25 protein-coding genes and 1 pseudogene are annotated in these 25,809 nt (G+C 75.6%); 9 read left to right on the top strand and 17 right to left on the bottom strand.

Annotated features, from left to right (window positions below):
• Window positions 1-21 precede the first annotated feature (21 nt).
• From trpA to trpC, 3 genes are all read right to left on the bottom strand, one after another.
• Window positions 22-825 (bottom strand): tryptophan synthase subunit alpha, encoded by an 804-nt coding sequence (gene trpA / locus AB0L34_RS14990; RefSeq protein WP_363705093.1) that lies wholly within the window; start codon window positions 823-825, stop codon window positions 22-24.
• A 4-nt stretch (window positions 826-829) separates the two neighbouring features.
• Window positions 830-2,068 (bottom strand): tryptophan synthase subunit beta, encoded by a 1,239-nt coding sequence (gene trpB / locus AB0L34_RS14995; protein ID WP_357456683.1) that lies wholly within the window; start codon window positions 2,066-2,068, stop codon window positions 830-832.
• Between the two features lie 105 nt (window positions 2,069-2,173).
• Window positions 2,174-2,977: an indole-3-glycerol phosphate synthase TrpC gene (gene trpC / locus AB0L34_RS15000; protein WP_363705109.1), complete on the bottom strand. Its 804-nt coding sequence runs from the start codon at window positions 2,975-2,977 to the stop codon at window positions 2,174-2,176.
• Between the two features lie 482 nt (window positions 2,978-3,459).
• On the opposite strand from trpC, the gene AB0L34_RS15005 reads away from it, so the two are divergent.
• Entirely contained in the window at window positions 3,460-3,717 is a 258-nt protein-coding gene (locus AB0L34_RS15005; RefSeq protein WP_350709287.1) for a hypothetical protein, read from the top strand.
• Here AB0L34_RS15005 and AB0L34_RS15010 read toward each other — a convergent pair.
• The 6 genes and pseudogenes from AB0L34_RS15010 to AB0L34_RS15035 all read right to left on the bottom strand — a co-directional run bounded on the left by AB0L34_RS15010 (window position 3,710) and on the right by AB0L34_RS15035 (window position 8,677).
• Window positions 3,710-4,333, bottom strand: coding sequence for a Trp biosynthesis-associated membrane protein (locus AB0L34_RS15010; protein WP_363705094.1), 624 nt, complete (start codon window positions 4,331-4,333; stop codon window positions 3,710-3,712). The two genes, AB0L34_RS15005 and AB0L34_RS15010, sit on opposite strands and share 8 nt — an antisense overlap.
• Window positions 4,330-5,919: an anthranilate synthase component I gene (locus AB0L34_RS15015; protein ID WP_357456677.1), complete on the bottom strand. Its 1,590-nt coding sequence runs from the start codon at window positions 5,917-5,919 to the stop codon at window positions 4,330-4,332. Before AB0L34_RS15015 ends, AB0L34_RS15010 begins: the two co-directional genes overlap by 4 nt.
• A complete protein-coding gene (gene hisI, locus AB0L34_RS15020; RefSeq protein WP_357456838.1) occupies window positions 5,916-6,353 on the bottom strand; it encodes a phosphoribosyl-AMP cyclohydrolase in 438 nt (145 codons plus the stop codon). The genes AB0L34_RS15015 and hisI overlap by 4 nt, the downstream gene beginning before the upstream one ends.
• Before the next feature lie 180 nt (window positions 6,354-6,533).
• Window positions 6,534-7,130: pseudogene (locus AB0L34_RS15025) on the bottom strand (phosphoribosyl-AMP cyclohydrolase); the annotation flags it as partial.
• A 159-nt stretch (window positions 7,131-7,289) separates the two neighbouring features.
• Complete coding sequence (locus AB0L34_RS15030) at window positions 7,290-8,294, bottom strand: aldo/keto reductase (protein ID WP_363705095.1); 1,005 nt, start codon at window positions 8,292-8,294, stop codon at window positions 7,290-7,292.
• Window positions 8,291-8,677: a MerR family transcriptional regulator gene (locus AB0L34_RS15035; RefSeq protein WP_363705096.1), complete on the bottom strand. Its 387-nt coding sequence runs from the start codon at window positions 8,675-8,677 to the stop codon at window positions 8,291-8,293. The genes AB0L34_RS15030 and AB0L34_RS15035 overlap by 4 nt, the downstream gene beginning before the upstream one ends.
• Before the next feature lie 108 nt (window positions 8,678-8,785).
• Here AB0L34_RS15035 and AB0L34_RS15040 point away from each other — a divergent pair, with 108 nt between their 5' ends.
• The 3 genes from AB0L34_RS15040 to AB0L34_RS15050 are packed head-to-tail and all read left to right on the top strand — an operon-like array spanning window position 8,786 to window position 10,952.
• Entirely contained in the window at window positions 8,786-9,532 is a 747-nt protein-coding gene (locus AB0L34_RS15040) for an ABC transporter ATP-binding protein (RefSeq protein ID WP_357456672.1), read from the top strand.
• Window positions 9,529-10,284 carry an ABC transporter permease gene (locus tag AB0L34_RS15045; RefSeq protein WP_357456669.1) on the top strand — a complete coding sequence of 252 codons (756 nt, stop codon included), beginning with the start codon at window positions 9,529-9,531 and terminating at the stop codon, window positions 10,282-10,284. The genes AB0L34_RS15040 and AB0L34_RS15045 overlap by 4 nt, the downstream gene beginning before the upstream one ends.
• Window positions 10,285-10,343: 59 nt before the next feature.
• Window positions 10,344-10,952 carry a TetR family transcriptional regulator gene (locus AB0L34_RS15050; RefSeq protein WP_363705097.1) on the top strand — a complete coding sequence of 203 codons (609 nt, stop codon included), beginning with the start codon at window positions 10,344-10,346 and terminating at the stop codon, window positions 10,950-10,952.
• A 99-nt stretch (window positions 10,953-11,051) separates the two neighbouring features.
• Here AB0L34_RS15050 and AB0L34_RS15055 read toward each other — a convergent pair whose 3' ends face one another.
• From AB0L34_RS15055 to AB0L34_RS15065, 3 genes are all read right to left on the bottom strand, one after another.
• Window positions 11,052-11,810: a DUF2470 domain-containing protein gene (locus AB0L34_RS15055; protein WP_363705098.1), complete on the bottom strand. Its 759-nt coding sequence runs from the start codon at window positions 11,808-11,810 to the stop codon at window positions 11,052-11,054.
• 76 nt (window positions 11,811-11,886) lie between these two features.
• Complete coding sequence (locus AB0L34_RS15060; RefSeq protein WP_363705110.1) at window positions 11,887-13,638, bottom strand: ABC transporter ATP-binding protein; 1,752 nt, start codon at window positions 13,636-13,638, stop codon at window positions 11,887-11,889.
• A 165-nt stretch (window positions 13,639-13,803) separates the two neighbouring features.
• On the bottom strand, window positions 13,804-15,684 hold the full coding sequence (locus AB0L34_RS15065) for an ABC transporter ATP-binding protein (RefSeq protein ID WP_363705099.1): 1,881 nt from the start codon (window positions 15,682-15,684) through the stop codon (window positions 13,804-13,806).
• Window positions 15,685-15,830: 146 nt separating this feature from the next.
• Between AB0L34_RS15065 and AB0L34_RS15070 the strand changes: the two genes are divergently transcribed.
• The 3 genes from AB0L34_RS15070 (at window position 15,831) to AB0L34_RS15080 (ending at window position 19,499) form a co-directional block, all read left to right on the top strand.
• Entirely contained in the window at window positions 15,831-16,460 is a 630-nt protein-coding gene (locus tag AB0L34_RS15070; protein ID WP_363705100.1) for a TIGR03085 family metal-binding protein, read from the top strand.
• A gap of 123 nt (window positions 16,461-16,583) precedes the next feature.
• Window positions 16,584-17,534: a terpene synthase gene (locus AB0L34_RS15075; protein WP_363705101.1), complete on the top strand. Its 951-nt coding sequence runs from the start codon at window positions 16,584-16,586 to the stop codon at window positions 17,532-17,534.
• A 138-nt stretch (window positions 17,535-17,672) separates the two neighbouring features.
• Window positions 17,673-19,499: a long-chain fatty acid--CoA ligase gene (locus tag AB0L34_RS15080; RefSeq protein ID WP_363705102.1), complete on the top strand. Its 1,827-nt coding sequence runs from the start codon at window positions 17,673-17,675 to the stop codon at window positions 19,497-19,499.
• 99 nt (window positions 19,500-19,598) lie between these two features.
• On the opposite strand, the gene AB0L34_RS15085 is transcribed toward AB0L34_RS15080, so the two are convergent.
• On the bottom strand, window positions 19,599-21,056 hold the full coding sequence (locus AB0L34_RS15085) for a PLP-dependent aminotransferase family protein (protein ID WP_363705103.1): 1,458 nt from the start codon (window positions 21,054-21,056) through the stop codon (window positions 19,599-19,601).
• A 57-nt stretch (window positions 21,057-21,113) separates the two neighbouring features.
• Here AB0L34_RS15085 and AB0L34_RS15090 point away from each other — a divergent pair, with 57 nt between their 5' ends.
• Together AB0L34_RS15090 and AB0L34_RS15095 are read left to right on the top strand one after the other, a co-directional pair.
• On the top strand, window positions 21,114-21,767 hold the full coding sequence (locus AB0L34_RS15090) for a hypothetical protein (RefSeq protein ID WP_363705104.1): 654 nt from the start codon (window positions 21,114-21,116) through the stop codon (window positions 21,765-21,767).
• A 215-nt stretch (window positions 21,768-21,982) separates the two neighbouring features.
• The gene (locus tag AB0L34_RS15095) at window positions 21,983-22,444 is read left to right on the top strand and encodes a hypothetical protein (protein WP_350709318.1); all 462 of its coding nucleotides are present in this window, start codon (window positions 21,983-21,985) and stop codon (window positions 22,442-22,444) included.
• Between the two features lie 24 nt (window positions 22,445-22,468).
• Here the strand turns inward: AB0L34_RS15095 and hisF are convergent, their stop codons facing one another.
• The 4 genes from hisF to AB0L34_RS15115 form a co-directional block, all read right to left on the bottom strand.
• On the bottom strand, window positions 22,469-23,236 hold the full coding sequence (gene hisF, locus AB0L34_RS15100) for an imidazole glycerol phosphate synthase subunit HisF (RefSeq protein ID WP_357456648.1): 768 nt from the start codon (window positions 23,234-23,236) through the stop codon (window positions 22,469-22,471).
• A gap of 140 nt (window positions 23,237-23,376) precedes the next feature.
• Window positions 23,377-23,934 (bottom strand): hypothetical protein, encoded by a 558-nt coding sequence (locus AB0L34_RS15105; protein ID WP_363705105.1) that lies wholly within the window; start codon window positions 23,932-23,934, stop codon window positions 23,377-23,379.
• The gene (locus AB0L34_RS15110) at window positions 23,931-24,209 is read right to left on the bottom strand and encodes a hypothetical protein (RefSeq protein ID WP_363705106.1); all 279 of its coding nucleotides are present in this window, start codon (window positions 24,207-24,209) and stop codon (window positions 23,931-23,933) included. Before AB0L34_RS15110 ends, AB0L34_RS15105 begins: the two co-directional genes overlap by 4 nt.
• 46 nt (window positions 24,210-24,255) lie before the next feature.
• Window positions 24,256-25,809: helix-turn-helix transcriptional regulator (locus tag AB0L34_RS15115; RefSeq protein WP_363705107.1), on the bottom strand; the 1,554-nt coding region annotated here is incomplete at its 5' end.

The raw sequence follows: 25,809 nt of genomic DNA on the forward strand, positions 1-25,809 counted from the left end.
CTACGTCCCCACGCTCCCGCCTCAGGGGGTGGGGGTGCGGACGCCTTGGGCGAGTTCGGCGCTGAGGGCGCGGAGGGCGGCCAGGCCGGACGCCTCGTCCGGGGCGTCGAGCAGGCAGCGGATCAGGGCGCTGCCGACGATGACGCCGTCGGCGTACCCGGCGACCGTGCCGGCCTGCGCGCCCGTGCCGACGCCCAGCCCGACGCCGACCGGCAGGTCGGTGACCTCCCGCACCCTGGAGACCAGGACCGGCGCCGCGTCGGAGGTCTTCGCCCGGGCGCCGGTGACGCCCATGATCGCGGTGGCGTAGACGAAGCCCCGGCAGTGCGCCGCGGTCATCGCCAGCCGCGCGTCCGTCGAGGAGGGCGACACCAGGAAGGTGCGGTCCAGCCCGTACGCGTCCGAGGCGGCGAGCCACTCGCCGGCCTCCTCGGGGATCAGGTCCGGGGTGACCAGGCCGGTGCCCCCGGCCGAGGCGAGGTCCCGGGCGAAGGCGTCCACGCCATAGCGCTCGACCGGGTTCCAGTAGGTCATGGTGACCACGGGCGCCCCGGTGGCCGCGACCGCCTCGATGACGCGCAGCGTGTCGGCGGTGCGTACGCCCCCGGCGAGGGCGATGTCGCTGGCCTTCTGGATCACCGGCCCGTCCATCACCGGGTCGGAGTACGGGATCTCCACCTCGATCACGTCGACGCCGGCCTCGACCATCGCGGTCATCGCGGCGATGCTGCCCTCGACGGTCGGGAACCCGGCCGGCATGCAGCCGACCAGCACCGCCCGCCCGTCGGCGCGCGCCTTGTCGAACGCCACCCCGATCCGGCTCACGTTCTCACTGCTCCTTGTCGAGGATGCCGAAGTAGTTGCCGGCCGTGTGGACGTCCTTGTCGCCCCGGCCGGAGAGGTTGACCACGACGGTGGGCTCCCGACCCAGCTCGGCGGCGAGCTTCGGGGCGATCTTGAGGGTGCCGGCGAGCGCGTGCGCGCTCTCGATCGCCGGGATGATGCCCTCCGTCCGGCAGAGCAGCTCGAACGCGGCCATCGCCTCGTCGTCGGTGACGGGCACGTAGCTGGCCCGGCCGGTGTCGTGCAGCCAGGCGTGCTCCGGCCCGACGCCGGGGTAGTCCAGCCCGGCGGAGATCGAGTGCGACTCGCAGGTCTGGCCGTCGGCGTCCTGGAGGACGTACGTGCGGGTGCCGTGCAGCACGCCGGCGGAGCCGCCGGTGATGCTGGCCGCGTGCCGCCCGGTCTCCACCCCGTCGCCGCCGGCCTCGAAGCCGTAGAGCCGCACGTCGGGATCGCCGACGAAGGCGTGGAAGATGCCCAGCGCGTTGGAGCCGCCGCCGACGCAGGCGGTGACCGCGTCCGGCAGCGCGCCGGTCAGGTCGAGGCACTGCTGGCGCGCCTCGTCGCCGATGCCGCGGACGAAGTCGCGGACCATCGCCGGGAACGGGTGCGGCCCGGCGGCGGTGCCGATCAGGTAGTGGGTGTCGTCGACGTTGGCGACCCAGTCCCGCATCGCCTCGTTCATCGCGTCCTTGAGGGTGCGCGAGCCGTTGGTGACCGGGACGACGGTGGCGCCGAGCATGCGCATCCGCGCCACGTTGAGCGCCTGCCGCTCGGTGTCGACCTGGCCCATGTAGACCACGCAGTCGAGGTCGAACAGGGCGGCGGCGGTGGCCGTGGCCACGCCGTGCTGGCCGGCGCCGGTCTCCGCGATCACCCGGGTCTTGCCCATCCGCTTGGTCAGCAGCGCCTGGCCGAGCACGTTGCGCACCTTGTGCGCCCCGGTGTGGTTGAGGTCCTCCCGCTTGAGCAGCACCCGCGCGCCGGCCTTGGCGGAGAACCGCTGGGCCGCGTAGAGCAGCGAGGGCGTGCCGGCGTAGTCGCGCAGCAGGGCGCCGAACTCCGCCCGGAACGACTCGTCGGCCATCGCCGTGCGGTGCGCGGCGTCCAGCTCGTCGAGCGCCGCGACCAGCGCCTCCGGTACGAACCGGCCGCCGAACCGGCCGAAGTGACCGGCGGAGTCGGGCTGCGGACCGGCCGGGGCGGCCAGCGCTTCGGCGCTCATGCCGGCACTCCGCTTCGCTCCGCGCCGCCATGAGGCATGTTGAGCATTCGCTCGCTGCGCTCGCTCATGGGATCGTCCTCTCGGTGCTGACGAACCGGCGCGGGATCAGCGCACCGGGCGGGGCGTGGCCGGGTGGTTGCCGGCGTTGACCAGCTCGGCCACCGCCTCGCGGGGGCTCTTCTGGGTGACCAGACCCTCGCCGACCAGGACCGCGTCGGCGCCCGCCGAGGCGTACCGGATGAGGTCGTGCGGACCACGCACCCCCGACTCGGCGATCTTGACGACGCTGCTGGGCAGGCCGGGCGCGATCCGCTCGAACACCGAGCGGTCGACCTCAAGGGTACGCAGGTTGCGGGCATTGACCCCGATGACCTGGGCGCCGGCCTCCAGCGCCCGGTCGGCCTCCTCCTCGTCGTGCACCTCGACGAGCGCGGTCATGCCGAGCGACTCGATCCGCTCCAGCAGGCCGACGAGGGCGTTCTGCTCCAGGGCGGCGACGATCAGCAGCACCAGGTCGGCGCCGTGCGCCCGGGCCTCGTGCACCTGGTAGCTGGAGACCACGAAGTCCTTGCGCAGCACCGGGATGTTGACGGCGGCGCGGACGGCGGCCAGGTCGGCCAGCGAGCCGCCGAACCAGCGCCCCTCGGTGAGCACGCTGATCGCCCGCGCGCCGCCGGCGGCGTAGTCACCGGCCAGGTCGGCCGGGTCGGCGATCTCCGCCAGCCGTCCCTTGGACGGCGAGGAGCGCTTCACCTCGGCGATCACCGCGACGCCCGGCTTGCGCAGGGCCGCGTACGCGTCCAGCGGCGGCGGCGCGGCGGCGGCCAGTTCGCGGATCCGCTCCAGCGGAACCTGCTCCTGTCGCCGGGCGACGTCCTCACGCACGCCGGCCAGGATCTCGTCGAGCACGCCTAGGGACGCCGCCGGACCGGCCTCGTCCCCCTCCGCGTGCGCATGCTCAGCAGTCACCAACGGACTCCCCTCTCCGGGTGTCATGGGCCGATGCTAGGGGGCGCCACCTGGCGACGGGTGCCGGGGGTATGGCGTGCCTCACGAGATGGGCTGCGGCATAATGGCCGACTTCCGGTGAACGGGACGTCACGCAGGGCGACCACCCCCATCGACGACCGTCACCCCGCATCGTCGCCCCGCCGCGCGGGACATCAGCCCGATCCCGTCCACCCCCGCGCCCGGCCGCCCGGCGGCCACGGCGGGACGCCGGCCCCTGTGACCTAGCTCAAGGGCGAACGGCCCTTTCCCTGGTCGCGGGCCGGACGGAGAGTTGACGTGTCGGTCACCACGGCGAAACGTGAGCCAGCCAGCATCTCTCTCGGGCAGACTCGATGTCGCGCCTGCCCCACCGACACCAACGATCTCCGTGCGGGGTGATCATGAGCACTGTCGAGCCCAACCAGACCATCGGACTGACGACCATCTCGCGTACCGTCGCGTCGCTCGCCGCCGGCGTGGTCCACACCCTGGAGCGCGCGGTGGTCGGCGAGGCCCGGATGCGGACCGCGCGCGGCAACGCCTGGGAGGCCGTCTGCGCCGACCGGGCCCGCGCCGACCAGCGGGCCGAGCTGGACCGCCTGGTGGCGGAGCTGACGGCCGCCCGGGCCGCCGCCCGCGACCGCCAGCCCGTCAGCTGACCGTCGGATCCTCGCCGCGGTCCAGCGCGTCCCACGCCTCCGTCGTGCGCCGGCCGGTGACGCGGCCGCCCTCGCCCCGGGCGGCGGCCGGCGCGCCGCTGCCCTGGGCCGGCCGCTCGTAGCGGGCGCCCATCGCCGGCCACCGCCGGCCCCGCAGCGCCGTCAGCAGCCCGCCCGCCGCGGCGAGCACCCCGCCGACCAGGCACAGCGCCGGCCAGTGCCGGCTGACCTCACCGTCGAACCCGGCGACCAGGCCGTAGCCGCCGCCGGCCGCCACCGCCACGCCGAGCCCGCACAGCAGCGCGCCCAGCAGCCGCCGCGCCCGGCCCCGGGTGGCGAGCACCGCGCCGCCCCCGGCCAGCCCCACCAGGGCCAGCGCCGGCAGCCACGGCAGCAGGCCCGCGCCCGTGCGCGCGTCGCGTACCGGCGGCAGCGGGGTGGGCCGGGCGGTCAGTTCGACCGCCCAGGTGCGGGTCGACGCCCAGAACGCGAGGCCCGCGCCGGCCACGCAGAGCAGCACCGCGTACGTCAGCTCGCGCCGGCCCGCGACGGCCCGCGCGCGCTCCTCGGTCTCGGCCGCCCCCGGCTCGTGGCCGCGCGGCTGCGCCGCCGTCATCGGGCGGGCCGGAGGGTCTCGGCGGCGGCGATCGCGGCGAGCACCGCCGCGGCCTTGTTCCGGGTCTCCTGGTCCTCGGCGGCCGGGTCCGAGTCGGCCACCACCCCCGCCCCGGCCTGCACGTACGCCCGGCCGTCGCGCATCAGCGCGGTGCGGATGGCGATCGCCATGTCCAGGTCCCCACCGAAGCCGAAGTAGCCGACGGTGCCGCCGTAGAGGCCGCGGCGGACCGGCTCCAGCTCCTCGATGATCTCCATCGCCCGTACCTTCGGCGCGCCGGAGAGCGTGCCGGCGGGGAAGGTCGCGGCGAGCGCGTCGAAGGCCGTGCGGTCGTCCCGCAGCGTGCCGACGACGGTCGAGACGATGTGCATGACGTGGCTGTAGCGCTCGATGGTGGCGAACTCCGGCACCTCCACGGTGCCCGGACGGCACACCCGGCCCAGGTCGTTGCGGCCCAGGTCGACCAGCATCACGTGCTCGGCCCGCTCCTTGGGGTCGGTGAGCAGCTCCGCGGCGAGCCGGGCGTCGGCCTCCGGGGTGGCGCCGCGCGGCCGGGTGCCGGCGATCGGGTGCAGCAGCGCCCGCCGCTGCCCCTCCGCGTCGGCGGTCACCTTCAGGTGCGCCTCCGGGGAGGAGCCGACGATGTCGAACCCGTCGAAGCGCAGCAGGTACATGTACGGGCTGGGATTGGTCGTGCGCAGCACCCGGTAGACGTCCAGCGGGTCGGCGTGCGTCTGCCGCTCGAACCGCTGGGCCAGCACGATCTGGAAGCACTCGCCGGCCCGGATCGCCTCCTTCGCCGCCTCCACCGCCTTCGGGTAACCGCCCTCGGGCGTGCGGCTGCGTACCTCCCCGGCGGACGGCCGGTCGACGGTGGACACCATCGGCGGGATGGGCCGGGACAGGGCGGTGGTCATCGCGTCGAGCCGGCCGACCGCGTGGTGGTACGCGGCCGCGACCCGGGCCTCGCGGTCCGGCTCGTCCAGCGGGGGCAGGATCGCGTTGGCGACCAGGATCGCCGAGCCGTCGTAGTGGTCCAGCACCACCAGGTCGGCGGCGAGCATCATGCCCAGCTCGGGCAGGCCCAGGTCGTCCTCGGTCAGCTCGGGCAGCCGCTCGAACCGGCGGATCAGCTCGTAGCCGAGGTAGCCGACCATGCCCCCGGTCAGCGGCGGCATGCCGCTGGCCGCGTCCCAGGCGGGGCCGGCGAGGGCGTCGACGGTCTCGCGCAGCACCCGGACCGGGTCGCCGGAGGTGGGCAGGCCGGCCGGCGGCTGCCCGGTCCACACGGCGGCGCCGTCCCGCTCGGTCAGCGTGGCGCTGCTGCGTACGCCGATGAACGAGTACCGCGACCAGGCCAGCCCGGCCGAGCCGACGCCCTGCTCGGCGGACTCCAGCAGGAACGTCCCCGGGCCGCCGGCCAGCTTGCGGTAGACGCCGACCGGCGTCTCCGCGTCGGCGAGCAGCCGCCGGGTGACCGGGACGACGCGCCAGCGGGCAGCCAGTTCGGTGAAGGAGGCCACGTCCGGGCTGACCGCGCCGTCGGTCCGGGACCCGCCGCCGGGCGTCGCGCGCTGCGCCGTCATCGGGCCCCCGCCTCTTCCCCGCTGACCGGCAGCTCCGTGAAGAAGCAGGTGCGGTGCCCGGTGTGGCAGGCCGCGCCGACCTGGTCGACGTCGACCAGCAGCGCGTCTCCGTCGCAGTCCAGGGCGACGGAGCGGACGTACTGGTGGTGCCCGGAGGTGGCGCCCTTGACCCAGTACTCCTGGCGGCTGCGCGACCAGTAGGTGGCCCGCCCGGTGGTCAGGGTGCGGTGCAGCGCCTCGTCGTCCATCCAGGCGACCATCAGCACCTCGCCGGAGTCGTGCTGGCGGACCACCGCGGCCACCAGGCCGTCGGGGGTGCGGCGCAGCCGGGCGGCGATGGCCGGGTCGAGCCGGGACGCACGGGCCGGGCCGCCGGCCGCGGGCTCCTGCGGACTGGGGTGGGCGCCGGTCACCGGCGCGTCAGGTACGGGCACAGTGACCCATTGTCCCGCACGCGGGGCGGGCACCGGCGACGGCTCCCGCCGGGGGCGCGGCGGCCGGCCGGCGGGCCGGGTCAGCTGGTCGACGTAGCGGTCCAGCCGGCCGTCGACCAGGGCGTCCGCCAGGTCCGCGCCGGCGACCTCGGCGATCTCGGCGGCGTACGGGCGGATCAGCGGCAGGGCGCCGGCGACGAGGCGGGCCGCGGCGGCGCAGACCTGGCCGACCGAGCCGGGGCGCAGCCCGAGGCAGAGCAGCATGTCCTCCCGGTAGTTCGGCGGCGCCACCGGCAGGTCGAGGGCGGCGGCGAGGGCCTCCCGGCGGGACGCCACCCGGACCGTCGGGTTGGCCGGCCGCAGCACGGACGGGCAGAGCCGGGCCAGGTCGGCGGCGGCCAGCCGGACGCCGAGGTGGTCGTCGGCGTCCCGCGCGCCCGCCACCTTGCCGAGAGTGGCGATCAACTCCTCCAGCTGCGGCTCGCCGGCCGGCTGGCAGAGCACCGGCAAATCGATCCGGACCCGCCAGTGCGGATCCGCCCAGAGCAGCCGGGCCGGCGCCGTCACCGGCAGCCCGAACGCCCAGTCGGCCGGCTCGCCGAGCCGGCTCAGCCAGGAGCGCACGTCGCGGGCGGCCACGGAGACGTGGGTCAGCCGCCCGGCGTGCTCCGCCAGGTACGCCCGGCGGGCCGCGTACGGGGCGCCACCGAGCAGCACGTCGACGTCGACGTCGCTGTGCGCGGTGGCGGCCCGCCGGGCGTGGCTGCCGCGCAGCATGATGCCGACGACGGGCTGCTCGGCGCCGGCCCGCAACCGGGCGGCCCATTCGCGGAGGAACCCCTCGTCCGGTGACGGAGCGTGACCCACGGCGCCATCGTGCCGTACGCCCGATCGGTGCGCAATGCCCGATGGCGGACCCGGTGTCCGGTCCGAAGGCTAATGCCCGACGAACCTCATCGACGCCTCGGGGTACCGTTCGCCGGCCGCCGCGCCCGGCGGCACCGCCTCGCCCAGCCGGGACCGCTGCGTCGGGGTGAGCCGGATGTCGGCCGCCGCCGCGTTCTCCTCCAGCCGGTGCGCCCGTCGGGTGCCCGGGATCGGGAGGACGTCCTCGCCCTGGGCGAGCAGCCAGGCCAGGGCGGCCTGGGCCGGGGTGCAGCCGATCTCGTCGGCCACCGCCCGCACCTCGTCGACCAGCTTGAGGTTGGCGTCGAGGTTGCCCTCGGCGAAGCGCGGCGCCGCCGTGCGCCAGTCGTCGGCGGCGAGCTGCTCCCGGCTGGTGATCGCCCCGGTCAGCAGCCCCCGCCCCACCGGCGAGTACGCGACCAGCGCCACCCCCAGCTCCCGGCACGTGGCCAGCATCTCGCCCTCGACGTCCCGACTGAACAGCGAGTACTCCATCTGCACGGCGGCCACCGGGTGCACCGCGTGCGCCGCGCGCAGGGTCGCCGGGCTGACCTCGGAGAGGCCGATGAGCCGCACCTTGCCGGCGGCGACCTGCTCGGCCATCGCACCGACCGTGTCCTCGATCGGGGTGGCCGGGTCGCGCCGGTGCAGGTACCACAGGTCGACGGTGTCCACCCCGAGCCGACGCAGGGAGGCGTCGCACGCCGTGCGCGCCCAGGCCGGGCTGCTGTCCACGTACGCGCCGGGGCTGCCGGTGGCGCCCGAGCCGTCGCCGCGCACCCGGTTGCCGAACTTGGTGGCCAGGAAGACCTCGTCGCGGCGCGCCCGCACCACCGGGGAGAGCAGTTCCTCGTTGCGGCCCCGGCCGTACATGTCGGCGGTGTCCAGGTGGTTGACGCCCAGGTCGAGCGCGTGGTGCAGGGTCCGGGTCGACTCGGCGTCGTCGGCCCCGCCGTAGGCGAAGCTCATCCCCATGCAGCCCAGCCCGATCGCGGAGACCTCCGGCCCGGCCGCGCCCAGCCGACGGCGGATCACTGGCACCCCTCCGCCCGGCGGTAGTTGTCGATCTTGTAGTTGAGCACCTTCAGGTCCTCCTCCAGCTCGGCCATCCGGCTCAGCACGCGGGAGCGGTGCGCCTCGAACAGCGCCCGCCGGGCGGCCAGGGTGGCGTCGCCCTGCCGGGCCAGCTCGGCGTAGCGGCGCATGTCCCGTACCGGCATGCCCGTACGGCGCAGCCGGGTGAGCAGGAACAGCCAGTCCACGTCCCGTTCGGTGTAGCGCCGGCGCCCGGCCGAGTCCCGCCCGACCGGGGCGACCAGCCCCTCCTGCTCGTACCAGCGCAGCGTGTAGGTGGTCAGGCCGACCCGCTCGGCCGCCTCGCCGACGGTGAGGGTCGTTTCCCGCGTGCTGATGTCCACGCCCCCAGGCTTCCAGTTCGAGTGCACGCGAAGTCAACCGTTGCGACCCGGAAGACGTCTCCACTAGCGTCGAGTTCAACAGCCGTTGAGTTTCCGGGAAGGTGGGCGATGGACGAGGCGATCGCCGTCCGCGACCTGGTCGTCGACCGGGGCGGGCGGCGGGTGCTGCACGGCATCAACGCGTCCGTGCCGCGCGGCCGGGTCACCGGGCTGCTCGGGCCGAGCGGCAGCGGCAAGACGACGCTGATGCGCGCGATCGTCGGGGTGCAGGTGGTCGGCGCCGGCTCCGTCACCGTGCTCGGGCGCCCCGCCGGCACGCCGGAGCTGCGCCGCCGGGTCGGCTACCTCACCCAGGCGCCCAGCGTCTACGCCGACCTCACCGTGCGGGAGAACGCGCGCTACTTCGCCGCCCTGCACGGCCGGGGCCGGGCCGACGCCGACCGGGCGGTCGCCGACGTCGGGCTCGCCGAGGCGGCCGGCCAACTCGTCGGCAGCCTCTCCGGCGGGCAGCGCAGCCGCGCGTCCCTGGCCTGCGCGCTGGTCGGGGAGCCGGAGCTGGTCGTCCTCGACGAGCCGACGGTCGGCCAGGACCCGGTCCTGCGGGCCGACCTCTGGGCCCGGTTCCACGCCATGGCCGCCGCCGGCACCACCCTGCTGGTCTCCAGCCACGTGATGGACGAGGCGGCCCGCTGCGACCGGCTGCTGCTGATCCGCGAGGGGCGGCTGATCGCCGACGACACCCCGGACGCGGTGCGCGCCGCCGCCGGCGTCCACGACCTGGACGAGGCGTTCCTGCGGCTGATCAGGGCGGGCGAGGCGGGCCCGGCGGGCGCCGCCGGACGGGAGGCGTCGTGAACCCGCGGATCCTGGCCGCCACCACCGGCCGCATCCTGCGCCAGCTGCGGCACGACCGGCGTACCGTGGCACTGCTCGTGGTGGTGCCGTCGGCGCTGCTCGCCCTGGTCTACTTCATGTACGTCGACCAGCCCGCCCCGCCGGGGCAGCCGTCGACGTTCGACCGGGTCGCCCTGGTGATGCTCGGCTTCTTCCCCTTCGTGATCATGTTCCTGGTGACCAGCATCGCGATGCTGCGCGAGCGCACCACCGGCACCCTGGAGCGGCTGCTCACCACCCCGCTGGGCAAGCTCGACCTGCTCTTCGGCTACGGGATCGCGTTCGGGCTGGCCGCGGTCGTCCAGGCCGTCATCGCGTCCGCCGTGGCGTACGGGGTCTTCGACCTGGACACCGCCGGCAGCAGCGGTCTGGTGATCATGATCGCCGCGCTGAACGCGGTGCTCGCGGTCGCGCTCGGGCTCTTCTGCAGCGCCTTCGCCCGCACCGAGTTCCAGGCCGTACAGTTCATGCCGGTCGTGGTGGTGCCCCAGTTGCTGCTCTGCGGGCTGTTCGTGCCCCGGGGCGAGATGGCCGGCTGGTTGCAGGCGGTCAGCGACGTGCTGCCCCTGTCGTACGCCGTCGAGGCGCTGCAGGAGGTGGGCGCGAACGCCGAGCCGACCGGCACCATGTGGCGGGACATGGCGATCGTCGCCGGCGCGGCGGTGCTGGCGCTGGTGCTCGCCGCGGCCACCCTGCGGCGGCGCAGCGGCTGACGCCACCGGCACCCGCCCCGCCGGGACCGGGGGCGGACGACGACGAGCGAAGGGCGGCGATGGCGCGGCGGACCGGACGGCGACCCGGCAACCCGGACACCCGGGAGGCGATCCTCGGGGCCGCCCGCGCCGCCTTCGCCGAGCGGGGCTTCGACGGGGCCTCGATCCGGGCCATCGCCGCCGCCGCGCAGGTGGACCCGGCGCTGGTGCACCACTACTTCGGCAGCAAGGACCAGCTCTTCCTGGCCGCGATGCACGCGCCGGTCGACCCGGGCGAGCTGCTGCCGAAGGTGCTCGCCGGGGACCGGGAGGGCCTCGGGGAGCGGCTGGTCCGCACGTTCCTCGGCGTCTGGGACTCACCGGCCGGCACCGCCGGGGTGGCCCTGCTGCGCTCGGCGGTGAGCAACGAGTGGACCGCGCGCCTGCTGCGGGAGTTCCTGGTCAGCCAGGTGCTCCGCAAGGTCCTCGACCAGCTCGACGCCGACCCGGCCGAGCTGCCGCTGCGGGGCTCGCTGGTGGCCAGCCAGATGATCGGGCTGGCCATGATGCGGCACGTGGTCCGGCTGGAGCCGGTCGCCTCGGCCGCCCCGGAGACGCTCGTCGCGGCGGTCGGCCCGACGGTGCAGCGCTACCTGACCGGCGACCTCGCCGAGGTCCTCGCCGGCTGACCCACGCCGGCACCCCCGGCCGAGCGGCACCCGGCGGCGGGCCGGCCGCGGCCGGCGGGCCCAGGTCTGGTCGCCGGGCCCCGGCGCGACGCGGCGGGCTCAGGCGTGGTCGGCGTGCCGGGAGGCGGCGTGGCGGCAGAGCATCGGGTGCAGGAGGCGGGCCAGCTCCTCCTCGCCGTCGAGCGGGCGCGGGAACGCCAGGCGGGCCCGCCGGCGGGCGCCGGGCCGGCCGTGGTCCGCCAGCAGGCCGTACCGGTCGATCCGGACCACCCGGGGCGCGGCGTCCGGGGCGCTGTCGGCCAGGCCGAGCTGCCGCCGCAGGTAGGCGGCCACCTCGGCCGCGTGGTGCTCGGCGAGGTCGGCCAGCAACCCGGCCTCGACCGCGTGCAGGGGGTCCGGCTCGGCCTCGGCGTACGCCGTGGGGTCGATCCGGCGCACGGCGTCGGCGCGTTCCCAGCGGGCCTCGACCACCTCGAAGCGGTGCAGCCGGAACCGGGTGCCGACGTCGAGCAGGTCGCCGGTCGGCTCGACCGCCGCGAAGTCCAGCGCGGCCCGGCGTTCCTCCGCGCCCTCCAGGCGGGTCGCCCAGCCGGAGACCCAGGCCCGGCCGAGGCTCGGCGCGCCCGCGGCGGGCGGCAGGTCGAGCACGTCCAGCACCAACGCCACGTCGGACTCGCCGTCGGCGGGCCGCAGTGCGGCGGCGAGGTCGCTGACCACCGGCACCAGCAGCAGCACCCGCCCGTCCGGGTCGGTCACGTGCCGGACCTGGTGCGGGCCGGGCCGGTGCGCGACGTGGGCGACGCCGGGCAACCGGCCCGCGACAAGGGTACGGACGATCTCCGCCGGGCTGGGCCGCATGCCACGACCTCCTTTGGTTAGGCTTACCTAACTCGGAGACTAGAGCACCGGTTCGGAGACGTCCAGCGGGATCGGGTCAGCGGGTCTGCTCCAGCCACGAGGCGTAGAGCAGGCCGTAGACCGACTCCGGGTCGCGGACCAACTCGTCGTGCGGGCCACGCTGCACGATCCGGCCCCGGTCCACCACGATCACCTCGTCCGCGGACTGCGCCGTGGAGAGCCGGTGCGCGATGGCGAGGGTCGTCCGCCCCCGCGTCACCGCGTCCAGGGTGCGTTGCAGCCGCACCTCGGTGGCCGGGTCCACCGCGCTGGTCGCCTCGTCCAGCACCAGCAGGTCCGGGTCGGCCACGTACGCGCGGGCCAGCGCGACCAACTGCCGCTCCCCCACGCTCAGCGCCTCGCCCCGCTCCCCCACCGGGGTGCGCAGGCCCGCCGGCAGCCCCTCCAGCCAGTCGGCCAGACCCAACTCCGTGAAGGCCGCGGCGAGCTGCTCGTCGGTCAGCTCGGGGCGGGCGAAGCGCACGTTCTCCGCCACCGTGGCGTCGAAGAGGAAACCGTCCTGCGGCACCATCACCACCCGCGACCGCAGCGAGGCGAACCGGACCTGCTCCAGCGGCACCCCGGAGAGCAGCACCCGGCCGGCGGTCGGGTCCATGAGCCGGGTCAGCAGCTTGGCGAACGTGGTCTTGCCGCTGCCGGTCTCGCCGACCACCGCCACCCGGCTCTTCGCCGGGATCTCCACGTCGATCCCGTGCAGCACGGGCGGGCCGCCCGGGTAGGCGAAGCCCACCCCCGCGAAGCGGATGTCCAGCGGGCCGGGCGGCAGCTCGCGCCCCTGCTCGCCGGGGTCGGCGACATCCGGCGCGACGTCCAGCACGTCCAGCACCCGGCGCCAGCCGGCGATGGCGTTCTGCGCCTCGTTGAGCACCTCCGTGGCGATCTGCACCGGCTGGATGAAGAGGGTGACCAGGAAGAGGAAGGCGGTCACCTCGCCGACGCTCAGGGTGCGGTCGGCGCCCAGGGTCACCCCGAGCACCACCACGCCCGCGAGGGCCAGCCCGGCGGCCAGCTCCCCGACGGAGCTACCCATGATGCTGATCCTGATCGCCCGCTGCTGCGCCCGCCGCTGGCCGTCGATCGCCTCGTCGAGCCGGCGCGCGGTGCGCCCCGCGATCCCGTACGCCCGGATGACCGGCGCGCCGACCACGCTCTCCCCGATCGCGCCGAGCAGCGCTCCCGTGCGCTGCCGGACCACCCCGTACGCCCCGGCGAGGCGGCGCTGGAGCACCCGGATCACGAGCACGGCGGGCAGGAAGGCGGCGTAGACGACCAGGGTCAGCTGCCAGGAGTACGCCAGCATCACCAGCGTGGTGACCACCAGCTGGCCGAGGTTGATCACCAGGATCACGCCGCCCCACTGGAGGAACTGGGTGATCTGGTCCACGTCGCTGGTCACCCGCGACACCAGCGAACCGCGCCGCTCGGACTGCTGGTGCAGCATGGACAGGTCGTGCACGTGCCGGAACGCCCGTACCCGCACGTTGGCCAGCGCGGTCTCGCTGACCGTGAACAGCCGGCGCATCATCAGGTAGCCGCAGACCGTGGTCACCACCAGCACGGCGGCGGTGGCGGCGACCACCGTCCAGACCACGGTCAGGTCGAGACCGCCGACGATCCCGTTGTCGATGCCCTGCTGCACGGCCACCGGCACGGCCGCCCGGCCGACCATGTAGACCAGGGCCAGGCCGAGCGTGCCGGCGAGGCCGACCCGCAGCTCGGGGGAGAGCGCCAGGCCCCGCCGCAGCGTCCGCCAGGTCGTCTCGGTCACCTCGGCCGTCTCGGCCGACTCCGCCTTGCGCTCGGTCGTGGTCGCGCTCACCGGGCCTGCCTTTCGTTCGCGACTGCGGGGCTCCGCTCCGCCGCACTCCTCGCGCTCACCGGGCCTGCCTTTCGTTCGCGACTGCGGGGCTCCGCTCCGCTGCACTCCTCGCGCTCACCGGTCCACCTCGATCTCCAGGCCCGAGCTCAGCGGGGCGACCTCGTCGTACGTCTCGTCCTTGGCGTGGTCGACCTCGGCCTGCTCGTAGGCGGTGACCAGGTCGGCGTAGCCGGGCACGGTGGCGAGCAGCTCGGCGTGCGTGCCACGGGCGACCACCCGGCCCTGCTCCAGGTAGACCACCTCGTCGGCCAACGCGATGGTGGCCCGCCGGTAGGCGACAACCAGGATCGACGCGGCCGGCGCGCCGGGCTCCCCGGCGGAGGACCGCAGCCCGGCCAGGATGGCCGCCTCCACGCGGGGGTCGACGGCGCTGGTCGCGTCGTCGAGGACGAGCAGCCGTGGCCGGCCCGCGAGCGCGCGGGCCAGGGTGAGCCGCTGCCGCTGGCCGCCGGAGAGCGAGGTGCCCCGCTCGCCGACCTTCGTGTCGAGGCCGTCGGGCAGTGCGGCGACGAAGCCGTCCGCCTCGGCGAGCCGCAACGCGGCCCAGACGTCGTCGTCGTCGATGCCCGGCCGGTCCAGGGTGATGTTGGCCCGCACCGTGTCGTCGAAGACGAACGGCACCTGGGCGACCAGCGCGGCGGTGCGGGCCAGCGAGGCGGCGGTGAGCCGGCGCACGTCCACCCCGTCCAGGGCGACCGTGCCGGCCCGGGGGTCGACCAGCCGCACGGCCAGCGAGGCGATCGTGGACTTGCCGGCGCCGGTCGGCCCGACCAGGGCGACGGTCTTCCCCGCGGGCACGGTGAAGGAGACCTCGCCGAGCACCTCCGTGCCGGGCAGGTGCGCCTCGGCGGGCTCGTAGCCGAACCGGACGCCGGTGAAGGTGAGGGGGGCGGGGCGGGGGTCGGCCGGGTCGAGCGTCGTGTCGCCGTACGGCATCTCGCCGGTGGCGTCGAGGACCCGGCGGACCCGGTCCCAGCCGGCGACGCTGCGCGGCAGCTCCGCCAGCACCCAGCCGATGGCCCGGACGGGGAAGGCCAGCACGGTGAAGAGGAAGGCGACGCTGACCAGCTCGGCGACGCTGATCGCGCCCTGCCGCAGCCGGAACGTGCCGACCACCAGCACCGCGAGGGTGCCGAGGCTGGGCAGGGTCTCCAGCACGGGGTCGAAGACGCCGCGCAGCCGCCCCACCGACACCAGCGCGTCGCGCAGCTCGCCCGCGCGGACGGCGAACCGGTCCGTCTCCTGGGCCTCCCGGCCCATCGTCTTGACCACCAGGGCGCCGTCGAAGCTCTCGTGGGCGATGCCGCTGACCTCGGCGCGCAGCCGCTGGGCCCGCGCCTGGCGGGGGGCCATCCGGCGGGAGTAGGCGACGTTGAGCGCGAAGAGCGCCGGGAAGACCGCCAGGCCGACCAGGGCCAGCGCCCAGTCGGTGGCGAAGAGCGAGGCCACCGCGCCGACCAGCATCACCAGGGTGCCGACCGCGAACGGCAGCGGGGCGATCGGGTGCCAGGCGGCCTCGACGTCGGAGTTGGCGTTGGACAGCAGGGTGCCGGTGGCGTTGCGGTGGTGCCAGGACAGCGGCAGCTCCAGGTAGCGCCGGGTGACCCGGCGCCGGTAGGCGGCCTGGAGGCGGTACTGCATGTAACCCGCGCCGAGCCGGCGGCCGAAGATGCCGGCCACCCGCAGCACGCTGATGCCGAACAGCGCGACGGCGGCCAGGGCGAGCGCCCCGACCCCGACCGAGCCGCGCTCGATCGCCGGGACCACCACGTCGCCGACCACCGCGCCCACCACGAACGCGCTGGCCACCGTCATGGCGCCGAAGAGCACGCTGCCGGTCACCGCGACCGCGAAGATCCGCGGCTGCTCCCGGATGGCCACCCCGAGGACGGCCAACCCCCGACCGAGCACGTCCCGACTTGTCCTGCTCGCCACGCTCTCCCCCGCCGTAAGCCGCAATTATCTCCCTCATCCTTACCGGTCGGGGCCAGCTCCGCCGCCCCGGGCCGCTATGTCCGCCGTCACGGCCGACCCGCCGCGCCGGCGCGCCGACCCGGGCGCCCACGCCTACGATCGATGCCATGCCGCGGTACGCCCGATCGGAGCGCGAGGCGCTCGCCGACCTGATGCTCACGCTGGGACCGGACGCCCCGACGGTCAACGAGGGATGGACGACCCGCGACCTCGCCGCCCACCTGGTGCTGCGCGAGCGCCGCCCGGACGCCGCCGGCGGCATCCTGCTGCGACCCCTGCGCGGGTACGCCGAGCGGGTGCGCCGGCACATCGCGGCGCGCCCCTGGCCCCGCCTCGTCGAGCAGGTGCGCCGGCCACCGGTGTGGAGCCCGGTCAGCAACCCGGTGACCGACGAGCTGGCCAACACGATGGAGTTCTTCATCCACCACGAGGACGTGCGCCGCGCCCGCCCGGGCTGGCTCCCGCGCGACCTGGCGGCCCGGCTCCAGGCGACACTGTGGACGCGCGCCGCCGGGCTGGCCCGGCTGGCACTGCGCCGGTTCCCGGCCGACGTCTTCGTGCAGGCGCCGGGCTACGGCGCGCTCTCCGTCGGCCGGGGCGGCGAACCCGTCCGGGTGGTCGGGGCACCCGGCGAACTGGTCCTTTTCCTCTCCGGTCGGCAGCGGGTGGCCCGGGTGCAGATCGACGGGCCGGCGGCGCTGGCCGACCGGCTGCGCAACACCCACCTGGGCATGTAACGGACTGCACGGAAGCGGTCACCGTCTCGCCGGCGGGACGGCTCCCCAACGACCGTCGCCGATCCCCTCTCCCGTACGCTGTCCCGCGCCGTCCCGCCCGGGGGCGGCGCGACAGGGGGCGCCATGCGGACCTTCGCGCTCTCGGCGCTGCGGGAACCCCCTTTTCCCGCGCGCCGGCACGACGCCACCGATCAGGTGGCACAGGAGAGCACCGAGTGGGTGCTCGGCCACGGCCTGATCGCCAACGGGCACCGACTGCACCGGCTGCGCCGGGCCGACGCCGCCGGCCTCGCCGGTCGGGCCTGCCCGGAGGGGCCGGTCGACCGGCTGCGGCTGCTCGCCGACCTGATCTCCTGGCTGTTCGTGATGGACGACGCCTGCGACGAGGACGGCCTCGGCGACGGTCCCACCCGGCTGGCACCGACCGTCGCCGCCATGCTGGACGTGCTGGACCGGCACGGCGACCCGGTGGCGCCCGCCGGCGCGGCCGGCCCGCTGGGCGACGCGCTGGCCGACCTGTGCCGGCGCGTGCGCGCCGCCGGGACGCCGGCGGTGCTGCTGCGCTTCACCAGCCAGGTGCGGGAGTACCTGCTGGCGCTGCTCTGGGAGGCCGCGAACCGCGAGCACGGCCGGGTGCCGGAGCTGGCGGAGTACGTCCAGATGCGCCGGCACACCGGCGCGGTCCACCCCAGCTTCACCCTCACCGAACTGGCCGCCGGCGGGCGGCCGGGGCCGGCCGACCGCGCCGAGCCCACGCTGGTCACGCTCGACCTGCTCGCCGCCGACCTGGTCTGCTGGTGCAACGACGTCTTCTCGTACGGCAAGGAGAACCTCGCCCAGCCGGACGGCCACAACCTGGTGGCCGTCATCGCCGCCGGGCGGACCGGCGGTGACGAGCCGTCGGCCCTGCGGGCGGCGGCCGACCGGTTCAACGAGTCCCTGGCGGCCTACCTGGCGACGGAGTCGGCCCTGCTGGCCGCCGGCGACGAGGGCCTGCGACCGGCGGTGCTCGCCCGCCGCAACTGGATCCGGGCCACCTACGACTGGTCGCTGCGGGCCGCCCGGTACGCCTGAGGGTGTTCCAGGTCCCGGGACGTGGCCCAGCCGTGATCGACCGGGGCTGGCCGACGCCCGGGGTGCAGGCAATACTCTTCGGTAACGAATACTGACGTGACGACCGTCACGCCTCCACCCCCGAAGGCGGCTACAGCGATGGCTCTCGATGTACCGTACCGCTCCATCCCGGACATGTTCCTCAAGCGCGTGGCGGCGTCCCCCGACCGCGACGCCTTTGCCCACCCGGCCTCCGACGACTCGGGTCCGGTCTGGTTGACCTGGGCGCAGGTGGCCCGCCGCGCCAAGGCGGTCGCCGCCGGGCTGCACGGGCTCGGCGTCGGCCAGGAGGATCCGGTGGCGATCCTGGCGAACACCCGGCTCGAATGGGTGCTCGCCGACCTCGGCATCATGTGTGCCGGGGGCGCGACCACCACCGTCTACCCGACCACCGAGCCGGAGGACGCGACCTACATCATCGCCGACTCGGGCTCCCGGGTGCTGTTCGCCGAGAACCCGGCCCAGGCCGCCAAGATCGCCGGAGCCGACCTGCCGGCCCTGACCCACGTGGTGCTCTTCGACGGCGCGGCCGACCCGTCCGCCGCCGTCCCCCAGCTCACCCTCGCCGAGCTGGAGGAGCGGGGCACCCGGGCGCTGGCCGCCGAGCCCGACCTGATCGAGATGCTGGTCGCCGGGATCGGCCCCGACCACCTGGCCACCCTGATCTACACCTCCGGCACCACCGGGCGCCCGAAGGGCGTCGAGCTGCTGCACGGCGGCTGGTGCTGGGAGGGCGTGGCGCAGGCCGAGCTGGGGCTGCTCCGCGACGACGACCTGCAGTACCTCTGGCTCCCGCTGTCCCACTCGTTCGGCAAGACGCTGCTCTGCGGGGTGATCCACGTGGGCCTGCCGACGTACGTCGACGGGCGGGTGGACAAGCTGGTCGAGCTGCTCGCGGTGGTGAGGCCGACGCTGATGTGCGGCGCGCCGCGGGTCTTCGAGAAGGTCTACAACAAGGCGGTCACCACGGCCCAGGACGCCGGCGGCGCGAAGGCGAAGATCTTCGCCTGGGGCGTGCGGGTCGGCAAGGAGAGGGTCGCCCTGGAGCAGGCCGGCAGGCCGGTCCCGACGGGGCTGAGGCTGAAGTACGCGGTGGCCGAGAAGCTGGTGTTCAGCAAGCTCCAGGCCCGCCTCGGCGGCCGGATCCGGGTGCTCGTCTCGGGCGCCGCCCCGCTCAGCGCGGAGATCGCCACCTTCTTCGCCGCCGCCAACCTGCCGATCTCCGAGGGCTACGGCCTCACCGAGACCAGCGCCGGCAACTTCGTCAACCCGCCGGGCGGGCTGCGGATCGGCACCGTCGGCAAGGCGCTGGGCGATCTGGAGTGCCGGATCGACACCGACGGCGAGATCCTCGTCCGCGGCCGGCCGGTCATGCGCGGCTACCACAACCTGCCCGAGGAGACCGCCGCCGCGTTCACGGAGGACGGCTACTTCCGCACCGGCGACATCGGCACGCTGGACGCCGAGGGCTACCTGAAGATCACCGACCGGAAGAAGGACCTGGTCAAGACCTCGGGCGGCAAGTACATCGCGCCGTCGCACATCGAGGGGATGTTCAAGGCGACCTGCCCGTACACCTCCCAGGCGGTGGTGATCGGCCAGGCCCGCAACTACTGCACGATGCTGGTCACGCTGGACCCGGACGCGATCAGGGGCTGGGCCGCCGGCACGCCGCTGGAGGGCCGCGACTACGCCGAGATCGTCGCCTCGCCCGAGGCGCAGGCCATGGTCGAGGGATACGTCGCGGAGCTCAACGCCAAGCTCAACCGCTGGGAGACGATCAAGAAGGTCGCCATCCTGCCGCGCGACCTGACCATCGAGGACGGCGAGATCACCCCGTCACTCAAGATCAAGCGCAGCGGGGTGGAGAGCAACTTCGCCGCCGAGATCGAGAAGATGTACGCCGGCACGCTCGCCGAACTCTGAGCACGCCGCGTCGGTGGCCCCGCGCCCGCCGGGCACGGGGCCGCCGACCGTCACAGGTGCCGCCGGTCGACCAGGGCGCAGCCGCCGGTCGGGAGGCGGTCAGGCGATGACGGCCGGTTCCCGCCACTGCGGCCGGCCGCCGCGGTCCAGGTCGTACCGGACGGCGGCGATCCGCCCGACCGCCTCGACGAGGTCGCCGGCGGGCAGGGTGAACGGCAGCCGCAGGAAGCGCTCCAGCGTGCCGTCCAGGCCGAACCGGGGACCGGGCGCCAGCCGTACGCCGACCTCCTCGCTGGCCCGGGCGAGCGCGCTGGAGATCGGGCCGTCGAGTTCGGCCCACAGGGTCACGCCGCCGTGCGGCACGGTGACCCGCCACTCGGGCAGGCGCTGGGCGAGCGCCGCCAGCAGCGCGTCGCGCTGGGCGGTGAGCTGCGCCCGACGCGCGGCGACGATGGCCGGGGCGTCGGCGAGCAGGTGGACCGCGACCAGTTGGTCCAGCACGGGGCTGGCCATGTCGACGCCGACCCGGGCGGCGGCCAGCCGCTGCACCTGCGGGGCCGAGGCGCGCACCCAGCCGATCCGCAGGCCGCCCCAGAACGGCTTGCTCATCCCGCCGATGGTGACCACGCGGGAGTGCCGGTCGAAGCTGGCGGTCGGCGGGGGCAGCACCGTCCCGTCCAGGGGCAGGTCGACGAAGGACTCGTCGACGACCAGGTCGGTGCCGACGGCGTGCGCGGTGCCGACCACCCGCTCGCGCAGCGACGCCGGCATCAGGTGGCCGGTCGGGTTCTGGAAGTCCGGGATCAGGTACGCCAGCTTGGGCCGGGCCTGGCGGAGGCTGCCGAGCAGCAGGTCGGCATCCCACCCGGGCTCCTCGACGGCGAGGCCGTGGGTGGTGATCCGGGCGCGCCGGGCGGCCAGCGCGGCCAGCGCGTTGGGGTAGCTGGGCGCCTCGACCAGCACGTTGCCGCCCGGCGCGAGCGACAGGCGCAGCACCAGGTCCAGCGCGTGCTGGGTGCCGTTGGTGACCATGATCTGGTCGGGCGAGGTGGGCAGGCCACGCTCGGTGTACGCGCGGGCCACCGCCTCGCGCAGCTCGATGATCCCGGTCGGGTGGTAGCCGGCGCCGCCCAGGTAGCGCGGCAGGTCCTCGGCGGCGGCCCGGGCGGCCGGCAGCAGCTCCGGCGGGGCGGCGAGCGCGGCCACGCCGAGATCGATCATGTCCCGGTCGTCCAGCGGGGTCCACAGGCCCGTGCTCGCCACCCGGTGGGTGCCGGGGAGCATGGTCCAACTGCCGGCACCGCGCCGGCTGGCCAGGTGGCCGCTCTCCCGCAGCTCCCGGTACGCGGCGGTGACCGTGGTCCGGCTGATCTTCAACGCCTCGGCGAGCTCCCGCTCGGCGGGCAGGCGTACGCCCAGCGGCAGCCGGCCGTCGGCGAGCAGGCCCCGCACGGCACCGGCCAGGGCGGCGTAGTCGGGGCTGCGTCGGCGGCCCGGAAGCGCATGCCACTGGCCGAGAAGGCGAGCCAATTGCGCACCCCGAACCTGACTCGTCATGCCACCCCTCCGATATTGGCTCTTCCGTCCCGCCAATTGGACCCTAGAGTGGCATGGGTGGCAGCAATTGGCAATCTCCGGCATCGCCCCGCGCGGCGGCTCACCCAGCTCTACGCGGGGCTCGTCCTCTACGGCGTGAGCATGGCCCTCATGATCAACTCCGGGCTGGGCCTCGACCCGTGGGACGTGTTCCACCAGGGCCTGGCCGAGCTGACCGGCCTCTCCTTCGGCACGGTCACCATCGCGGTCGGCGCGCTGGTGCTGCTGCTCTGGATCCCGCTGCGCCAGCGCCCCGGCCTCGGCACGGTGAGCAACGTCCTGGTGATCGGGCTGGTGGTGGACGCGACGCTGGCCCTGCTGCCGGCCGGCGGGCCGCTCGGCGTACGGATCGGGCTGCTGGTGGCCGGCATCGTGGCCAACGGCGCGGCCACCGGCCTCTACATCGGCGCCCGCCTCGGCCCCGGCCCCCGCGACGGCCTGATGACCGGCTACGTCGCCCGGCGGCCCGGCCGGTCGATCCGGCTGGTCCGCACCGTCATCGAGGTCACCGTACTGGCGCTCGGCTGGCTGCTCGGCGGGACGGTCGGCGTCGGCACGGTCGCCTACGCGCTCGCCATCGGCCCGCTGACCCAGGTCTTCCTGCCGCTGTTCACCGTCCCCGAGCCGGCGGCGGTCCCCCCGGGCCGGGTCGAGCCGCTCCCCGCGGCCTGACCGGTCCCACCGCGGCGAACGACTCCCGGCGACCCGGACCCTCCCGGCCCGGACCGGCCACGCCGCTCCGGGCGGCCCGACCGCTCCGCCGACGGGCCCTCCCGGCGGCCGACCCTCCGCGCGACCTCGTCCGCAGACGGCCACGGACCCCTGTTCCGGGAGGCCCGCCCGTCCTCGGTGTTCCCTTCGGCCGCCACGCCCGGCAGAATCCTGGCATGGGGGAGAACGGTTGGCGCTGGACCGATGCCTGGATCTTCGTCTCGCTGGTGATCGCCAGCGGTGCCGGCCGGCACCGCCGGGCCGCGTCCAGCCGCCGGCCCGAGGGCGTGCGCCTCGCCGACGTGCTCTCCACCGCCGACCACCTCAACCAGGCGATCCCCGAGCGACACGAGGTGGAGGCGGCGGTCCGCCGCCTCGTCGGAGCCGGGCTGGTCAGCGTCACCGACGGCTGGTTCCGGATCACCGCCGACGGTGAGCGGCTCTGGCGCACCCGACCGAGCGCCGGGCTGGCCACGACGGTGGACACGGTGCAGGGCGTGCTCAGCCGGCGGCACACCCCGGTCAGCGCGGAGTGGCACCTCGACGAGGAGGAGCACGCCGCGGCCGTCCAGGAATACGTGGTGCGCTCGATCCCGGCGCCCCGGCGCTCCCCGGAGAACCGGTCCCGCCCGGACTGACCCGGCCGACGACCCGGGCCCCGGTCAGCGGACCGGGTGGCCGGCGCCGCGCAGCGCGTCCTTGACCTCGGCGACGGTCAGCTCCCCGAAGTGGAAGACGCTGGCGGCGAGCACCGCGTCCGCGCCGGCGCCGACGGCCGGCGCGAAGTGCGCCACCTCGCCCGCGCCACCGCTGGCCACCACCGGCACGTCGACCACCCGGCGCACCGCGCCGATGAGTTCGAGGTCGAAGCCGGCCTTGGTGCCGTCGGCGTCCATCGAGTTGAGCAGGATCTCCCCCGCGCCCAGCTCGGCGCCCCGCCGGGCCCAGTCGACCGCGTCCAGCCCCGTGCCGCGCCGGCCGCCGTGGGTGGTCACCTCGAAGCCGCTGGGCGTGGTGCCGGCCGGCGCGCGCCGCACGTCGAGCGAGAGCACCAGCACCTGCCGGCCGAACCGGTCGGCGATCTCGGCGATCAGCTCGGGGCGGGCGATCGCGGCGGTGTTCACCCCGACCTTGTCCGCGCCGGCCCGCAGCAGGGTGTCGACGTCGGCGACCTGCCGGATGCCGCCGCCGACCGTCAGCGGGATGAAGACCGACTCCGCGGTGCGGCGGACCACGTCGAGCATGGTGCCGCGGTCGCTGGAGGAGGCGGTGACGTCGAGGAAGGTCAGCTCGTCCGCGCCGGCCCGGTCGTACGCCGCGGCCAGCTCCACCGGGTCGCCGGCGTCGCGCAGGTCGAGGAAGTTGACCCCCTTGACCACCCGCCCGGCGTCCACGTCCAGACACGGGATCACGCGTACCGCCACCGTCATGCCGCGAGCCTATCCTTCCCGGTGACGGCGCTGACCGGCCCTGTGAGGCCGACCACCGCCGTCGACACGGGTTCCCTACCCCACCGGAGGTGTCCGGAAGGTGCCTTCCTCACGCCCGGACGAGCATCCCGCCCACCCGCTCAGAGCCGTCCCGCCACGGTACGGGCCACCCGCTCCAGCGGCGCACGGTTCTCCGCCGGGTCGTTGAGCCGCACCAGGCGCACCGACGCCCAGACCCCCGACCGGTGCACGAAGACGGCCTCGTGGCTCGCGTACGCCTCGTCGCCGACCCCGGCCAGCGGCCGCAGCTCGTGGCCGAGGTCCCGCTCGATGTCCAGGAACTTCCTCGCGCCCTCGCCCACGAAGATCTCCACCTGGGCCGTCGGCCCGCTGGTCGGCCCGGTGTAGGTGCAGGTCTCGCGCACCGGCTGGCCCTCCTCCAGCGGGGTGCCGGCGAGCTGTTCGGCCTCCCGCCGGGACACGAGCGCGCACGGGTCCGGGGCCGACGCCGCCGGCGTCGGGGAGGGCTCGGCGGCCGTGGTCCCGGCGACCACCGCCTCCGGGGTCGCCCCGGCACCGGCGGCGGGCGGGGCCTCCTCCGTATCGCCGCAGCCGGCCACCGGCCCGGCCGTTGCGAGCAGCCCGGCCAGCAGCAGCACGGACCGCCGGTGACGACGGATCTGCTTCGGTACGGTCACGGTCGGTCTCCTCCACTCCACCGCGCCGGGGTGTCCGGCACGGTGATCCACTCGGCCGGGGCCAGCCGGTCGACGCGCCAGCCGGCGGCGGCGGCCACCGCAACCACCGTCTCCGCGTCGGGCCCCTCGACCAGCGCCAGCGCCACGTCGTCGGCCGGGATCCGCAGCGCGCCCCGCAGCCGGGTCATGCCGGTGCTCAGCGCCCCGACCGGCACGTCGGCGCACTCCCCCGGAACGCGGTCGTAGCGTTCGAGGACGAAGAGTCGAGCGGCCATGCGTCGACGCTAGGCCCGCCCGACGCCGGGGTAATCGGGTGTTTCCCTATCCTTCGCCGTCGGCCGCGCGGGCCATCGCGGCACCGAGTTCGGCACGGCTGGCGACCCCGAGCTTGCGGTAGATCCGCGCGAGGTTCGCCTCGACCGTCTTCGGGCTGATGAACAGCGTGTCGGCGATGACGCGGTTGGTGCGACCGGCGGCGGCGAGCCGGGCCACCTCGCGTTCGGTGCCGGTGAGCTGGCGGGGCGCGGGCGGGCGGCCGCCGGTGCGGCCCGCCTCCGCGCGGGCCCGGGCCGCCAGGGCGGCCGCCCCGAGCGCCTCGAACTCGGTGGCCGCCGCGACCAGCGCCTCCCGCGCCTCGCGGCGGCGCCGCACCCGCCGGTACGCGACCCCGGCCACCAGCAGGCAACGGGCCCGGTCCAGGGGCAGCACGTCGGCGGGCACCGCGGCCCGGGCGGCGGCCAGCTCCGCCAGGGCGTCCGACGGGTCCCGGCCCCGCGCGCCGGCGAGCAGGGCCCGACTGCGGGCCAGGCCCAGCGTGGTCCACGGCCGGGGCAGCCGCCGGTGCCGGGCGGCCAGCCGGTCCAGCACCGCCTCGGCGGTGGCCAGGTCACCCGCGCCGACGCAGGCCTCCAGCCAGTCCGGCTCGAAGCGCTGGGCGATCGGCTCGACCAGGCCCAGCTCGTCGACGGTGGCGGCCAGCTCGCCGTAGTGCCGGGCGGCGGCCGGCAGCCGGCCACCGGTCAGCGCGGCGAAGCCGGCCAGCTGGGCGTAGATCCGCCGCCGCCAGCGGTCGTCCAGCTCGGCGGCCCGGCGCAGCCCGTCCTCGGCGACGCGGGCGGCCTCGGCCAGCTCGCCCCGGTACGCGTGGAGCAGTCCGTCCAGCCAGTGTTCGCCGGCCGAGTCGCTGCCGTACTGCTCGCCCAGTTCGCGGGCGGCGGCGATGTGCGCCGCGGCGGCCGGATACCGCCCGGCGAGCAGCTCGGTCTCCCCCAGGTGGCAGAGGAGCTCGTGCTGGGATGGCTCGTCGCCGCGGGCGACCGCCCGGTCGAGCATCCGGTGCAGCCGGTCGCGGGCCCGCCCGTGCTCGTCCACCGCCTTCCACCAGGCGGCCGGCACGATGCCCGCCAGCCAGGACGGTTCCTCCCCCTCCAGCGCCAGCCCCCGGTCCAGCAGGTCGGCGCGGGCCGGCAGCCCCGCGCGCACCTCGTTGAAGAAGAGCAGCAGCAGCGCCGCGGCGTGCACCGGGCGGTCGTCCGGGCGGTCGGCCAGCAGGGCGACCGCCGCCTCCGCGTGCCGCCGGGCCGGGTCCGGCGCGTCCCGGAACAGGCTGAGGTGCGCGTGGATCCGCCCCGCCAGCGACGAGCCGGCCGGGGCGGCGGCGAGCGCCCGGTCGGCCGCCGCCCGGACCGCCTCCGGCGGCTCGTCGGAACTCCACGCGACGACCGCCCGCAGCAGCAGCGCCTCGGCGCGCGCCGGCCCGGTCAGCTCCTCGGCCGCGCGGTCGGGGGGCGGCGTGGGGGCGGGGGTGTGGGGGCGGTGTGTGACGCGGGGCCGGGGGGCGCGGGGGGCACCCGGCGGCCGCGGCCGGGGCGCCCC

The organism is Micromonospora sp. NPDC052213, assembly GCF_040679695.1.
Taxonomy (GTDB): domain Bacteria; phylum Actinomycetota; class Actinomycetes; order Mycobacteriales; family Micromonosporaceae; genus Micromonospora.